The organism is Pectobacterium betavasculorum (assembly GCF_000749845.1).
Taxonomy (GTDB): Bacteria; Pseudomonadota; Gammaproteobacteria; order Enterobacterales; family Enterobacteriaceae; genus Pectobacterium; species Pectobacterium betavasculorum.
In genome coordinates this window covers 25,857-40,849 of the sequence record NZ_JQHM01000003.1, presented here as the reverse complement: position 1 = coordinate 40,849, position 14,993 = coordinate 25,857, and the positions used below count along the sequence as shown (strand labels likewise).

General features: G+C 52.1%; 14 protein-coding genes. 9 read left to right on the top strand and 5 right to left on the bottom strand.

Annotation, left to right across the window (positions count from 1 at the left end):
* Window positions 1-111: 111 nt before the first annotated feature.
* On the bottom strand, window positions 112-654 hold the full coding sequence (gene orn, locus KP22_RS10255) for an oligoribonuclease (RefSeq protein ID WP_039308982.1): 543 nt from the start codon (window positions 652-654) through the stop codon (window positions 112-114).
* 307 nt (window positions 655-961) lie between these two features.
* Here orn and rsgA point away from each other — a divergent pair, with 307 nt between their 5' ends.
* The 3 genes from rsgA to mscM all read left to right on the top strand — a co-directional run bounded on the left by rsgA (window position 962) and on the right by mscM (window position 6,608).
* On the top strand, window positions 962-2,011 hold the full coding sequence (gene rsgA / locus KP22_RS10250; RefSeq protein ID WP_039324114.1) for a small ribosomal subunit biogenesis GTPase RsgA: 1,050 nt from the start codon (window positions 962-964) through the stop codon (window positions 2,009-2,011).
* A gap of 190 nt (window positions 2,012-2,201) precedes the next feature.
* Window positions 2,202-3,230 carry an archaetidylserine decarboxylase gene (asd, locus tag KP22_RS10245; protein ID WP_039324112.1) on the top strand — a complete coding sequence of 343 codons (1,029 nt, stop codon included), beginning with the start codon at window positions 2,202-2,204 and terminating at the stop codon, window positions 3,228-3,230.
* Window positions 3,231-3,284: 54 nt separating this feature from the next.
* Window positions 3,285-6,608: a miniconductance mechanosensitive channel MscM gene (gene mscM / locus KP22_RS10240; protein WP_039324111.1), complete on the top strand. Its 3,324-nt coding sequence runs from the start codon at window positions 3,285-3,287 to the stop codon at window positions 6,606-6,608.
* A gap of 67 nt (window positions 6,609-6,675) precedes the next feature.
* On the opposite strand, the gene epmA is transcribed toward mscM, so the two are convergent.
* Window positions 6,676-7,653 carry an elongation factor P--(R)-beta-lysine ligase gene (gene epmA / locus KP22_RS10235; protein WP_039308973.1) on the bottom strand — a complete coding sequence of 326 codons (978 nt, stop codon included), beginning with the start codon at window positions 7,651-7,653 and terminating at the stop codon, window positions 6,676-6,678.
* 472 nt (window positions 7,654-8,125) lie between these two features.
* Between epmA and frdA the strand changes: the two genes are divergently transcribed.
* The 5 genes from frdA (at window position 8,126) to KP22_RS10210 (ending at window position 12,139) form a co-directional block, all read left to right on the top strand.
* Window positions 8,126-9,922, top strand: coding sequence for a fumarate reductase (quinol) flavoprotein subunit (gene frdA, locus KP22_RS10230; RefSeq protein ID WP_039308972.1), 1,797 nt, complete (start codon window positions 8,126-8,128; stop codon window positions 9,920-9,922).
* Entirely contained in the window at window positions 9,915-10,652 is a 738-nt protein-coding gene (locus tag KP22_RS10225; RefSeq protein ID WP_039308970.1) for a succinate dehydrogenase/fumarate reductase iron-sulfur subunit, read from the top strand. The genes frdA and KP22_RS10225 overlap by 8 nt, the downstream gene beginning before the upstream one ends.
* A 13-nt stretch (window positions 10,653-10,665) precedes the next feature.
* A complete protein-coding gene (frdC, locus tag KP22_RS10220; RefSeq protein ID WP_039308987.1) occupies window positions 10,666-11,061 on the top strand; it encodes a fumarate reductase subunit FrdC in 396 nt (131 codons plus the stop codon).
* Window positions 11,062-11,075: 14 nt separating this feature from the next.
* On the top strand, window positions 11,076-11,432 hold the full coding sequence (frdD, locus tag KP22_RS10215; RefSeq protein WP_039308968.1) for a fumarate reductase subunit FrdD: 357 nt from the start codon (window positions 11,076-11,078) through the stop codon (window positions 11,430-11,432).
* Window positions 11,433-11,554: 122 nt separating this feature from the next.
* The gene (locus KP22_RS10210; protein ID WP_039324107.1) at window positions 11,555-12,139 is read left to right on the top strand and encodes a lipocalin family protein; all 585 of its coding nucleotides are present in this window, start codon (window positions 11,555-11,557) and stop codon (window positions 12,137-12,139) included.
* Between the two features lie 31 nt (window positions 12,140-12,170).
* On the opposite strand, the gene KP22_RS10205 is transcribed toward KP22_RS10210, so the two are convergent.
* Together KP22_RS10205 and KP22_RS10200 are read right to left on the bottom strand one after the other, a co-directional pair.
* On the bottom strand, window positions 12,171-12,524 hold the full coding sequence (locus tag KP22_RS10205) for a DMT family protein (RefSeq protein ID WP_039308962.1): 354 nt from the start codon (window positions 12,522-12,524) through the stop codon (window positions 12,171-12,173).
* A gap of 117 nt (window positions 12,525-12,641) precedes the next feature.
* Window positions 12,642-12,773, bottom strand: a complete 132-nt coding sequence (locus tag KP22_RS10200) for an entericidin A/B family lipoprotein (protein WP_011095469.1) — start codon at window positions 12,771-12,773, stop codon at window positions 12,642-12,644.
* Window positions 12,774-13,016: 243 nt separating this feature from the next.
* Here KP22_RS10200 and KP22_RS10195 point away from each other — a divergent pair, with 243 nt between their 5' ends.
* Window positions 13,017-14,345: an IS4 family transposase gene (locus KP22_RS10195; protein ID WP_039324104.1), complete on the top strand. Its 1,329-nt coding sequence runs from the start codon at window positions 13,017-13,019 to the stop codon at window positions 14,343-14,345.
* Window positions 14,346-14,388: 43 nt separating this feature from the next.
* On the opposite strand, the gene efp is transcribed toward KP22_RS10195, so the two are convergent.
* Window positions 14,389-14,955 (bottom strand): elongation factor P, encoded by a 567-nt coding sequence (gene efp / locus KP22_RS10190; protein ID WP_039308819.1) that lies wholly within the window; start codon window positions 14,953-14,955, stop codon window positions 14,389-14,391.
* Window positions 14,956-14,993: the final 38 nt, after the last annotated feature.

Below are 14,993 nucleotides of genomic sequence, written 5' to 3'. Positions count from 1 at the left end.
ACCGCAAGCCCCCGAAAATGAAAAATCGTCTGACTGCTGATAAAACCGACATCATGGCGTAAATAACAGCAAAATCGCGCGGCACATCACGCCCTAACCGTCTTGATTAACCTACAGCCGCAGAAAATTCTCACGGTAATAGGCCAGTTCCGCCAGTGATTCACGAATGTCGTCCATCGCCTGATGCGTGCCTTGCTTCTTAAAACCCGCCATGATTTCCGGCTTCCAGCGTCGCGCCAGCTCTTTGAGCGTGCTGACATCCAGATAGCGGTAATGGAAGTAGGCTTCCAGCTCTGGCATATAGCGGAATAGGAAGCGGCGATCCTGACCAATGCTGTTGCCGCAGATCGGTGATTTACCCGCCGGTACCCATTTTTGTAGAAACGCCAGCGTTTCCAGCTCGGCGGCACGTTCATCCGCAGTGCTGGCTTTGACACGATCCGTCAAGCCGCTGGCACCGTGCGTGCGCACATTCCAGTCATCCATCAACGCCAGTTGGCTATCCGACTGATGCACGGCCAGTACCGGTCCTTCGGCCAACACGTTCAGATTTGCATCCGTAACTAATGTTGCGATCTCAATAATGCGATCGTGATCCGGGTTCAGGCCGGTCATCTCAAGATCGATCCAGATCAGGTTATTTTCATCTACCATCGTGGGAATTCCTGTTGCATTGTGCCCTGTCTTCGATACAAGGATACCAGTATCAATCTCAATGCTGATACCGACAAGGTGGTATCAGTTAATTAAAATCAAATAGGGTGTATTATACACCCTAAATAATTCGAGTTGCAGGAAGGCGGCGACACAGTGAATCCTCAGGAGCTTACACCAGTAAGTGACTGAGGTGAGCGAGGAAGCCAACGCACATGCAGCTTGAAGTATGACGGGTATAGTCTGTTAAAACACAGCGGGCGATAACGCACTGCCGTGAACGATAAATCGTCTTAAGTGAGGCTCAGTGAGCAAAAAGAAACTGTCGAAAGGTCAGCAGCGTCGGGTTAGCGCAAACCACCAGCGTCGCCTGAAAAAAACGGAAAGCAAAGTCGAATGGGAAGATAGCCAACTGGGAGATGCACAGGAAGGCATCATCATCAGCCGATTCGGTATGCATGCCGATATAGAAGCCACTGATGGCGTAGTGCATCGCTGCAACATTCGTCGGACCATTTCATCGCTGGTAACGGGCGACCGCGTCGTCTGGCGTCCCGGCCATGAATCGCTCGCTGGCATCAGCGGGATCGTGGAAGCCGTTCATCCTCGTCATTCAGTCCTGACACGCCCCGACTATTACGATGGCATTAAACCGATCGCCGCCAATATCGATCAGATCGTGATCGTCTCAGCGATCTTGCCCGAACTGTCGCTGAACATCATCGATCGCTATCTGGTCGCCTGCGAAACGCTGGAGATCGAACCGCTTATCGTGCTGAATAAAATTGACCTGTTGGATGACAAATCCCGCCAGTTAGTTGATAAATCGATGGATATTTACCGCGCGCTCAAGTATCGCGTGTTAATGGTTTCCAGCCATACCCAACAGGGTATTTCCGAACTGGAGCAAGCACTCACTGACCGTATCAGTATTTTCGCCGGACAATCAGGCGTAGGGAAATCCAGCCTGCTTAACGCGCTACTTGCGCTAGGTGAAGAACGCATTCTGGTAAATGAGGTTTCCGATAACTCAGGATTGGGACAACACACCACCACTGCCTCCCGGCTTTATCACTTCCCGCACGGCGGCGACGTCATCGACTCACCGGGCGTACGCGAATTTGGCCTATGGCATCTGGAACCAGAGCAGGTTACTAGTGGTTTCATTGAGTTACGGGAATACATCGGTTCATGTAAGTTCCGCGACTGTAAACATGAAAACGATCCGGGCTGCGCGATTAATGCCGCACGTGAACGCGGAGATATTGCTAGAGAGCGCTTTGATAACTATCACCGGATTCTGGAAAGCATGGCGCAAGTAAAAACACGTAAAGGCTTTTCAGATACAGATAACTGACATTTATCATGACCGTCGGTACAATGCGCCCCCTTTGAAGGTAAGTGAATCCGCTCACCTTCTTTCTAGGTTACCGTCGGCGGTGTCCAGCGTGTTCCCCTGGAAGCTTTGTTTTGTGAAGCTTTGTTTTGTGAAGCTTTGTTTTGTGAAGCACTGTTTTATGGCGCACTATTAATCCAAGAGGCTCACTGTGCTGGATAGTATCAAAATCAAATTACAGTATTGGCTTCCCAAGATCTGGATGACCCGCTTAGCGGGCTGGGGAGCAAACAAGCGTGCGGGGAAACTCACCAAGCTGGTGATCGATCTGTTTATCCGCCAATACAACGTCAACATGCAGGAAGCGTTGCAACCAGATACCGCTTCCTATCGCACGTTTAACGAATTTTTCGTTCGCGCGCTGCGTCCTGGCATTCGCCCTGTCGATCCGCATGCGCATCGTCTGGTGCAGCCCGCAGACGGCGTGCTATCGCAGTTTGGCCCGATTACCGACGGCAAACTGATTCAGGCTAAGAGCCACGACTACACGCTGGAAGCGCTACTGGCTGGCAACTATGTGATGGCCGATCTGTTCCGCGACGGCCTGTTTGCCACCATTTATCTTTCGCCGCGTGATTATCACCGCCTGCACATGCCGTGCGACGGCGTACTGCGCGAAATGATTTACGTCCCAGGCGACTTGTTCTCCGTCAACCTGCTGACGGCAGATAATGTGCCGAATCTGTTTGCGCGTAACGAACGCGTCATTTGCCTGTTTGATACTGAGTTTGGTCCGTTGGCGCAGATTCTGGTGGGAGCGACCATTGTCGGTAGCATCGAAACCGTGTGGGCAGACGTGGTGACGCCACCGCGCGAAGGTATCATCAAGCGCTGGACTTACCCGCAAGCGGGTGAAGAAGGCGCAGTCGTGCTGGCGAAAGGCGAAGAAATGGGGCGCTTCAAGCTGGGCTCAACCGTGATTAACCTGTTTGCCGCAGGCAATCATCTCCAGTTTGCTGCCCATCTGAATACCCTGAGCGTGACGCGTATGGGTGAACCGTTTGCCGAAGTCCGTCAGGATGAGCAAACGCCCGTTGTCTTCCCGGAAGGAACCGAGCTGGAAGAAAACGACGCAGTACAACCGTCTGTCGCTGTAACGTCTGAGCCTGTTCAGGCTGACGGGAAAAATCCTGTGGCAGAACTATCCGGTCAAACGGGCCACAAGCCCGATGCGCCGTAAATAATGTCCGACTTTAGTCGCTTGTAAAAGTGTTGTTTGTAAAAGGTAGCTAACGTGCGTTTGATTCTGACTTTTCTTCTGGGATGCTTATTATCGACTGCCGCGTTGGCTGCCACTGCGCCCAATGAGGCACAGTTACGCCAGCAGCTACAGCAGGCTGAAGCCAATAAAGGTGCAGCCGATCAGGCGAAAATCGTCGAGGAATATCAGGCTGCGCTGAATACCTTACAGGATCGTAAAGAGGCGCAGGAACGCGCCACACAGTATCAACGCGTCATTGATGATTTCCCCAAGTTCGTTCAGGAGCTGCGTCGCCAGCTTAATGCCGAAGAAGGAAAGCCGCAGTCAATTTCAGAAAGTCTCTCCAGCAACGATCTCGAACAGCAGTTACTGCAAACGAGCAGTCAGTTGTTGGAGCAGGCTCGCCAGCTTCAGCAGGAACAGGATCGGCTGCGGGAAATCGGCGATTCACTGAGTCAGCTTCCGCAACAGCAAACGGAAGCCAGCCGCATGCAAAGCGATGCGGAACGCCGTATTCAGTCTCTCGGCACGCCCGCTACTCCGCTGGGGCAAGCGCAACTCGCCGCGCTTCAGGCCGAATCCGCACTGCGCAAAAGCCGAGTGGATGAACTGGAGTTGGCGCAGCTTTCAGCTAGCAACCGTCAGGAGCTGTCACGTTTACGCGTCGAGCTATATAAAAAGCGTCACGACAGGCTGGATCTACTGCAACAGGATTTACGCAGCCGACTCAACAACCTGCGTCAGCGTGAAGCCGAACAAGCGTTAGAACGCACAGAGTTTCTCGCTGAACAAAGTGGCGATTTACCCACCGTTATCAGCAAGCAGCTACAGGTTAACCGCGAGCTATCCGTCGCGCTGAATCAACAGGCGCAGCGGATGGATCTTATCGCTTCTCAGCAGCGTCAGGCAGCAACGCATACTATTCAGGTTCGTCAGGCGCTAAGCACCATTCGCGAACAGGCGCAGTGGCTCGGTGTCTCACCGATATTGGGGGAAACGTTACGGGCACAGATCGCCCGCCTGCCTGAAATGCCCAAGCCACAGTTGCTGGACAGCGATATGGCGCAACTGCGTGTACAGCGCTTGCACTTCGAAGACCTGATCAATAAACCGCAAGATCTTGATAGCGCTAAACAGGATAATGGCGATCCGCTGACCAGTGCACAGTTGCGAATTCTGACCGATCAGATGCGTACCCAGCGCGATCTGCTGACTTCACTGATTTCCGGCTGTGACTCACAGATACTCGAACTCACCAAACTCAAAGTCGCCAATAACCAGCTGGCGGATGCATTAACCGAAACACGCGAAGCGGCCCACCGCGATCTGTTCTGGGTTGCTGATGTTGAACCCGTAACATTCTCCTATCCGCTCAAGCTGGTGCAGGATCTGACGCGCCTGCTGTCGCTGGATACGTTGACGCAGATGGGTAGCGCACTCGTAATGATGGTGACCAGTCAGGAAACCGTGCTGCCGCTGCTGGGTGCGTTGCTGTTGGTTGGCTTCAGCATCAGTTCCCGCCGTCACTATCATGCATTTATGGAACGTGCCAGCAGCCGTGTCGGCAAGGTCACGCTCGATCACTTCATGCTGACGCTGCGGACGGTATTCTGGTCCATCCTTACCGCCCTGCCGCTGCCTGTGCTTTGGGCAGCACTTGGCTATGGGCTGCAAAACGCCTGGCCTTACCCGATTGCTGTTGCCATCGGCGACAGCGTGACCGCTACTGTGCCATTGATGTGGCTGGTGATGATCAGCGCCTCCTTCTCGCATCCGCAGGGGTTGTTCATTGTCCACTTCCGCTGGTCGCCGGAACGCGTAGCCAGAGCGATGCGCTATTATCGTCTTTCCATCGCCTTTATCGTGCCGCTGATTATGGCGCTGATTACTTTCGATAAACTCAACGATCGCGAGTTCTCCAGCACGCTGGGGCGACTCTGCTTCATCCTTCTCTGTATGGCGTTGAGTCTGGTCACCGCCGGATTAAAACGCGCCGGTATCCCGTTGTATCTGGATAAAGAAGGCTCGGGAGAAAACTCTGTTAACCGTGCGATGTGGAACATCCTGATCGGTGTGCCACTCGTTGCCGCACTGGCCTCATGCATCGGCTATCTGGCGACCGCACAGGCGCTGTTAGCGCGACTGGAAACCTCCGTCTCCATCTGGTTCTTCCTGCTGGTGGTTTACCACATTATTCGCCGCTGGATGCTGATTCAGCGACGTCGCATCGCCTTCGACCGCGCCAAGCAACGACGTTCGGAAATTCTGGCACAGCGTGCCAAAGGTGAAGAAGATACGCAGTCTGCGTCATCCCATGAAAGCAGCTCGGAAGCGGTGGAAGAACCCGTCGTCGATCTGGATGCCATCAGCGCCAAATCCTTGCAGTTGGTACGATCCATTCTGACGCTGATCGCACTGGTTTCGGTGATCGCGCTGTGGTCAGAAATCCACTCGGCCTTCGCGTTTCTGGAGAATATCAGCCTGTGGGATGTGTCCAGCACGGTTAAAGGCGTGGAGAGCGTGCAGGCGATTACGCTGGGATCTGTATTGATCGCGATTCTGATCTTCATTATTACCGCACAGCTGGTACGTAATCTTCCCGCACTGTTGGAACTGGCGATCCTGCAACATCTGGATCTGTCGCCGGGCAGCGGCTACGCCATTACCACGATCAGTAAGTATATTCTGATGTTAATCGGCTGCATGATGGGCTTCTCGCTTATCGGGATAGAATGGTCGAAACTACAATGGCTCGTTGCCGCTCTCGGTCTGGGATTGGGATTCGGCATGCAGGAAATCTTCGCCAACTTTATCTCCGGCCTGATCATTCTGTTTGAAAAACCCATGCGTATTGGCGATACCGTCACAATCCGCGATCTCACCGGCAGCGTGATGCGCATTAACACACGTGCGACGACCATTTCAGATTGGGACCGCAAAGAGATCATCGTGCCGAACAAGGCCTTTATCACCGAGCAATTTATCAACTGGTCGCTGTCGGACTCTGTCACACGTGTCGTCATGACGGTACCAGCACCGGCAAACGCGAACAGTCAGGAAGTCACGGAACTATTGATGGATGCAGTAAAGCGTTGTTCATTGATTCTGGATACGCCGGAGCCTGAAGTCTTTCTGGTCGACCTGCAACAGGGTCTTCAGATTTTCGAATTGCGTATTTTCGCTGCCGAAATGGGACACCGCATGCCGTTGCGCCACGAACTACATCAGTTGATTCTGGAAAACTACCGCAAGCACAATCTGGAGCTTCCTTTCCCACCGTTCCAGGTGAAAATGGACAATCTGTCGCGCAGTGGAAAAACGCTGACGCCACGGCAGAGGACGCCGGGCAGCTTATAAAAGAGGAAAACGGGCGGTGGCCAGATATGGCACCGCCCGCATCAGGATTGTTACTCTATAAGGAAGGCTACGCACGCTCTACGGAGAACGCAATCACGTCACTCAGCTTCTCAGCATTCAGCGTCAGCATGATCAAACGATCCACGCCCAGCGCCACACCGGCACACTCTGGCAGACCATGTTTCAACGCCGCCAGCAGGTTTTCATCAATCGGCTGCTGTGGCAGACCACGCGCTGCACGCTTGCGGTTATCCTGCTCGAAGCGCTGGCGCTGCTCATTAGCATCGGTTAATTCGCGGAAGCCATTCGCCAGCTCCATCCCTTTAAAATAGACTTCAAAACGCTCGGCAACGCGATGGTCTTCCGAACTAATCTCTGCCAGCGAGGCTTGCGTGGCCGGGAAATGGTAGACAAATGCAGGCTTGTCACGTCCGATGTTCGGCTCAACGCCGAAGGTGAACAGCATTTGTACCAGTAAATCGCGATCGTCTTCACGACAGGCGATATCGCCAAGTCCGAGTTTTTCTGCCGCTTCGCGCAGTTGTGCTTTATCGACAGACAGAGGATCGATTTCCAGATGGCGTAAAAATGCCTGCTGATAGGAGAGCATTTCCGCACTTTCACAATCCAGTACCTGCTGCAAAAGGTCGTCGACCTCATTCATCAGACGGTACATATCATAGTGAGGGCGATACCATTCCAGCATGGTGAATTCTGGATTATGGTGTCGGCCAGATTCTTCATTGCGGAAGCTGCGACACAGTTGAAAGATTGGTCCGCTGCCAGCAGCCAGCAGACGCTTCATATGGTATTCCGGGCTGGTCATCAAATACAGCGTCATACCATCCGCAGCACCGGGGCCAACAAAGCGGGTTTGGAACGGGCATAAGAAAACATCCGTTACCGTCGCCTGGCTCATCGCTGGCGTTTCGACTTCCAGCACTCCACGATCGGTGAAGAAACGTCGAATAGTGGCAACTATCGACGCTCGTTTCAACAAATTAGCGACAGAAGCACTAGGTTGCCAACTTGCCGTCTCGCTCATGGCTCTTACTCCAAAGTCAAACAGGGGGTGCAGTCTACCCGCATCAGCCCAAATTTCCAGCGGAAAAAAGCCAGATGTGCTTTTCCACAAGGCGTGTCCTATCCTTTCAAGGACGGCGAAAAGAGAGCATCCATAAATTATATCCAGTGAATCATTTTCTTATATCCCTCTCAAAAGGGTTATTAAAGAAATAAAAGCATTGTTTCCCTGTAAATAAGCCTTTCGATCACGTTTTTATCAATAAATACGGTACTTGCTGAAAAAACCACAAAATGCAGGATCACATCAAATTTCACCTACCTATAATTCGGTATAATCATTCCCACACAAAAATTATAGGTTTATCTATTCTTTATACGTCTATCACACAATTTCTAGCGGGTTTGATATTAAGCTCGGATATTAAAGACAGAATGAATAGATATTATTTTTTTATTTTAACTTAATTAACTTAAGTAACTGGAGGAATGCATTGCAAACCTTTAATGCTGATTTGGCCATTATCGGGGCCGGGGGTGCTGGCCTACGAGCAGCAATAGCTGCTGCGGAAGCTAACCCCCAACTGAAAATAGCGCTGATCTCAAAAGTCTATCCAATGCGTAGCCATACCGTGGCGGCAGAAGGTGGATCGGCAGCGGTGACTCAGGAACACGATAGCTTCGATTATCACTTCAACGACACCGTATCTGGTGGCGACTGGCTGTGTGAACAAGACGTTGTTGAGCACTTCGTCAAACACTGCCCGGAAGAGATGATTCAACTGGAACAGTGGGGCTGCCCCTGGAGCCGTAAACCGGATGGTTCAGTCAACGTTCGCCGCTTTGGTGGGATGAAGATCGAGCGCACCTGGTTTGCTGCCGATAAAACCGGCTTCCACATGCTGCATACGCTGTTCCAAACATCCCTTAAATATCCACAAATCCAACGTTTTGATGAGCACTTTGTCCTTGACGTTCTGGTCGATGACGGTCAGGCTCGCGGCCTCGTTGCCATCAACATGATGGAAGGTTCGCTGATTCAGATCCGTGCTAACGCTGTAGTACTGGCGACAGGCGGCGCAGGACGTGTATACCGTTATAACACCAATGGCGGAATCGTAACGGGCGATGGTATGGGCATGGCGTTCCGCCACGGCATACCGCTACGCGATATGGAATTCGTACAGTATCACCCGACCGGCTTGCCCGGCTCCGGAATCCTGATGACCGAAGGCTGTCGCGGAGAAGGCGGCATCATGGTCAACAAAGACGGCTACCGTTATCTGCAAGACTACGGCATGGGCCCGGAAACACCACTGGGCCAACCGAAAAACAAATACATGGAGCTGGGGCCACGCGATAAAGTCTCGCAAGCATTCTGGCACGAATGGCGCGCAGGCCGCACAGTTTCAACCCCATTGGGCGATGTGGTTTATCTCGATCTGCGCCACCTCGGCGAGAAGAAGCTGCTGGAACGTCTGCCGTTCATCTGCGAACTGGCAAAAGCCTATGTCGGCGTCGATCCAGTGAAAGAGCCGATTCCTATCCGTCCTACCGCGCACTATACGATGGGTGGCATTGAAACCGATCAAAACTGCGAAACCCGCATCAAAGGCCTGTTTGCGGTCGGCGAATGTTCTTCTGTTGGTCTGCACGGTGCGAACCGTCTTGGCTCCAACTCGCTGGCTGAACTGGTGGTCTTCGGTCGTGTCGCGGGTGAGCATGCGGTACAACGCGCACAGGCGGCGGCACCAGCCAACGGTACAGCGCTGGATGCACAAACGCGCGATATCGAACAGCGCCTGCATGACCTGATGAATCAGGAAGGCACCGAAAGCTGGGCGAAAATCCGCGACGAAATGGGCATGTCGATGGAAGAAGGCTGTGGTATTTACCGTACCACCGACCTGATGCAGAAAACGGTCGATAAGATGGCGGAGCTGAAGGAACGCTTCAAACGCGTGAAAATCACCGACCGCTCCAGCGTGTTCAACACCGATCTGCTGTACACCGTTGAACTAGGCCACAGCCTGGATGTTGCGGAATGTATGGCGCACTCGGCGATCAACCGTAAAGAATCTCGCGGCGCGCATCAGCGTCTGGATGACGGCTGCACCGAGCGTGATGACGCTAACTTCCTCAAGCATACGCTGGCGTTCTATAACCCGGAAGGGGCACCTCATCTGGAGTATAGCGATGTGAAGATTACCAAGCTTCCACCGGCCAAACGCGTATACGGTGCAGAAGGCGATGCTCAGGAAGCAAGTAAGAAGGAGCAGGCGAATGGCTGAGATGATCAAAACCCTGAAAATGGAAGTCATGCGCTACAACCCTGAACAGGACAGCGAGCCGCATTTTGAGACATTCGATGTCCCATACAACACGCAGACTTCCTTGCTGGACGCGCTGGGTTATATCAAAGATAACCTGGCACCGGACCTCTCCTATCGCTGGTCCTGCCGTATGGCGATTTGCGGTTCCTGCGGCATGATGGTGAATAATGTCCCAAAATTGGCTTGTAAAACCTTTTTGCGTGACTACACAAAAGGTCTGAAGGTCGAAGCGCTGGGCAATTTCCCTATTGAACGCGATCTGGTGGTCGATATGACCCACTTCATCGAGAGTCTGGAAGCAATCAAACCGTATATCATCGGCAACGATCGCAAACCTGCTGACGGCCCGAATAAGCAGACACCAGCGCAAATGGCGAAGTATCACCAATTCTCTGGCTGTATTAACTGCGGTCTATGCTATGCGGCGTGCCCGCAGTTCGGTCTGAATCCTGAGTTCATCGGCCCGGCAGCGATTACGCTGGCGCACCGTTATAACCTGGACAACCGCGATCACGGCAAGAAAGAGCGTATGGCACAGTTGAACGGTAATAACGGCGTCTGGTCCTGTACGTTTGTGGGCTACTGCTCAGAAGTGTGTCCGAAGCACGTCGACCCTGCCGCTGCCATCCAGCAAGGCAAAGTCGAAAGCGCGAAAGACTTCATGATCGCCATGCTGAAACCACAATAAGGGAGGGACAATGATGACAACTAAACGTAAAGCGTATGTTCGCGGCATGTCACCGACCTGGTGGAAAAAGCTGGGATTCTACCGCTTTTACATGCTGCGTGAAGGGACTGCCGTCCCTGCCGTCTGGTTTAGCATCGTTCTAATGTGCGGCGTCTTCGCACTGAAAAACGGGCCGGAAGGCTGGGAAAACTTCGTCAGCTTCCTGCAAAACCCGCTGGTACTGCTGATCAATATCGTTGCTCTGCTGGCTGCTGCGCTGCACACCAAAACCTGGTTTGAGCTGGCACCGAAGGCCAGCATCATCGTCATTAAAGACGAAAAAATGGGGCCGGAGCCGATCATTAAAGGGCTGTGGGCTGTCACCGTGGTGGTAACCGTAGCCGTTCTGGCGATCGCCTTACTATTCTGAACAGGAGAAATAATGTGATTAACCCAACGCCAAAACGTTCCGACGAACCGCCTTTCTGGGGTCTGTTCGGTGCTGGTGGGATGTGGAGCGCGTTCTTCGCTCCGGTCATCATCCTTCTGGTCGGTGTGATGCTGCCTCTGGGATTGTTCCCAGACGCGTTAACCTATGAACGCATCGCCGCGTTCAGCCAGAGTTTTATCGGCCGCGTATTTTTGCTGCTGATGATTGTGCTGCCGCTCTGGTGTGGCCTACACCGACTCCACCACGCGATGCATGACCTGAAAATCCACGTTCCTGCCGGAAAATGGGTGTTCTACGGTCTGGCAGCAATACTAACCGTCGTCACCGTCATCGGTGTCGTCACGCTGTAGATACAACGCTGAAAATGTAACACCGTACTTAACGGCCTGTGTAATACAGGCCGTATTATTTCTCCACCTGCTTACGTCCATCGTCTACACTGGAGCAGAGATAAAAACGATGAGACGTCAATATGATGCCCTTTCACGCGATTCGCTTTAACACCACGTTCCTCAAATCCCTTATCTTCAAAATCAGACGATGCGGGAGAGCATGCATTGCCGCGCTGGTGGCACTCTTTTCCGTCGCCTGTAGCGTAACGCCTCCCGATAACGTCACCGTCGTGGAAAATTTTGACGTTAATCGTTACCTCGGCACATGGTATGAAATCGCTCGTCTCGACCACCGCTTTGAGCGAAATTTGGAACGCGTAACCGCAACCTACAGCCCGCGGGATGACGGCGGAATCAAGGTTATCAATCGGGGCTTTAACGTCGAAAAACAGGAATGGAAAGAAAGTATCGGGAAAGCGTATTTCACAGGTTCGCCTCATCGGGGCGCGCTAAAAGTGTCGTTCTTCGGGCCATTCTATGGCGGCTACAACATTATTGAACTGGATGACGACTACCGCTATGCCCTGATTTGCGGGCCAGACCGTGACTACCTGTGGATTCTCTCACGCACACCAACATTGGATGCCGCCACGCGCGACAAACTGGTCGCCACGGCCAAACGTTACGGTTTCCCGACAGAGGCGCTCATCTGGGTCAATCAGTAACCTGATCGTAATACGAAAATGAAACAGTACGTTATCCCATAATCTTATCGCGAAACATAAAGAAAACTGCACCCAGCAGGCACAGCCCTGCCCAAATATAATCGGTGCGGAATGGTTCTTTTAAAATGTATATAGAGAAAGGAATAAATACGGAAAGGCTGATCGCTTCCTGCAATATTTTCAATTGACCAGCAGAGGCAACCTGATAACCAATCCTATTTGCTGGCACCTGCAAGAGGTATTCGAATAATGCGATCCCCCAACTGATCAACGCTGCAATTATCCAGGTTCGGCCGCTGAAATAGCGTAAATGCCCGTACCAGGCGAACGTCATAAATATATTGCTCAACGTCAGCATGCCGACAGTAATGAAAAGAGGCGACATTATTACTTCTCCGAGCGATCCACCCACGTTCTCATTATCTCGCCGCGGGGAAGAAAACACCATCGCGGCATTTTCTTCCACTCGGAAAAGTTATTACGACTTATTTCTCACGTCGGGTTATTGGGTACTGCGCTGAATAGCCTTCCCACCCGCTTCAACATCTTCCCCAACACCCCGTGTGGTATTACACCCAACCACTGCGGAGAGAATAACCAGAGAGAAAATGGCAACAAACGCTTTCTTCAACATACTCGATTCCTTCTTTATGAGAATAGGATTTCAACGGTACGAAAGGACTGCTGTTTAAGCGTAGCCAATTTTGATTCTTATGGAGGTTTTTTCGGATGAAGAGCAAAGTAAAGGGGGGAACGTTAGAGAGAAAACATGAATTAAAAAAGCCGCCCTCATAGAAGGTAATTGCCGATCAGTTCGGTTGAACGATCCAGTCATTGTGTAAAAATCCGGAAATGTCTTTCGTTTCCGGATTTTTTTATGCGTATTGCTCAGGCTCTTGATCTTGTCTCCTGCTACGACTCCACCCGTAATCCCCTGACGTCTTTGGGTGACTTTCTTGACCCGGAGCTCATCTCCCGTTGTCTTCAAGAGTCCGGGACTGTCACTCTGCGTAAACGCCGTCTCCCGCTGGAAATGATGGTCTGGTGCATTGTGGGTATGGCGCTGGAGCGCAAAGAGCCGCTTCATCAGATAGTTAACCGCCTTGATATTATGCTGCCGGGTGACTGCCCCTTCGTGGCACCCAGCGCAGTTATCCAGGCCCGGCAGAGACTGGGGAGCGAGGCTGTTCGCCGTGTGTTCACACAAACCGCGCAGTTGTGGCACGGTGCCACCACTCACCCCCACTGGTGCGGTCTGACCCTGCTGGCTGTCGATGGGGTTGTCTGGCGAACACCCAATACGCCGGAGAATGATGCGGCTTTCCCGCGTCAGACCTATGCCGGGCAACCCGGACTCTACCCTCAGGTAAAGATGGTCTGTCAGATGGAGCTGACCAGCCATCTGTTAACGGCAGCCGCCTTCGGCACAATGAAAGAAAGCGAGTGTACGCTGGCTGAACAACTGATAAGCCAGACCGGTGATAACACATTGACATTACTTGATAAAGGGTATTACTCACTGGGCCTGCTGAATGCCTGGAATCAGGCAGGGACGCATCGACACTGGATGATACCGCTGAAAAAGGGGGCGCAGTATGAGGAGGTAAGAAAGCGGGGTAAAGGGGATTATCTGGTAAAGCTGAAAACCAGTCCTCAGGCACGAAAGAAGTGGTCGGGTCTGGAAAGGGAAATAACGGCGCAGCTGCTGACGTTTACCCGGAAAGAAAAGACGTATTATATGCTGACGTCAATGACAGACGCCATGCGCTATCCGGGTAGAGAAATGGTCGAGCTTTACGGTCATCGGTGGGAAATAGAGTTGGGATACCGTGAAATAAAGCAGACGATGTTACTGAGTAGATTGACACTGAGGAGCAAAAAACCGGCGCTTGTGGAGCAGGAACTCTGGGGCGTGCTGCTGGCCTACAATCTGGTGAGGTATCAGATGATAAAGATGGCAAGTCAGTTGAAAGGATATTGGGCAAATCAACTGAGCTTCTCAGAGTCATGCGGGTTGGTCATGAGAATGTTGATGAGTTTACAGGGCGCTTCACCTGGCCGGATCCCGGAGCTGATGCGCGATCTGGAGAGTCTGGGTCAACTGGTAAAATTACCGATGCGGCGGGAAAGGGCCTTCCCCCGAGTGGTAAAAGAAAGGCCGCAAAAATACGGAAAAGCTTGTAAGAACAACCAGTCAGTTGCTTAACTGACTGGCATTACCTTCACAGAAGGCGGCTTTTTCAGATAAATTACTTAACGCGTGAAACGTACTCACCAGAACGCGTGTCAACTCTGACAACTTCGCCGATCTGTACGAACAATGGCACTTTAACCACGGCACCAGTGCTCAGCGTTGCTGGCTTACCACCTGTTCCTGCGGTATCGCCTTTCAGGCCTGGATCGGTATCGGTAATTTCAGCTTCGATGAAATTCGGTGGCAGAACGGTGATCGGGCGACCATCCCACAGCGTAACGATACATTCCGCATTGTCCTGTAACCATTTTGCAGAATCACCCACGGTCTTCTCTTCAACCTGATGTTGTTCAAACGTCTCAGGGTGCATGAAGTGATAGAACTCACCGTCGTTATACAGGTAGTTCATGTTGGTATCGACTACGTCTGCACCTTCTGCTGAGTCGGTAGACTTGAAGGTTTTTTCAACGCGAGAGCCCGTCAACAGGCGACGCATTTTTACACGAGCAAAAGCCTGGCCTTTGCCCGGCTTAACAAATTCACTGGATTCGATGGCATACGGCTCGCCTTCGAACATGATTTTAAGACCGGAACGGAAATCGTTGCTAGAATAAGTCGCCATAAAGGCCCTCTACAATTTTAATACTGGTACGAAGCCAA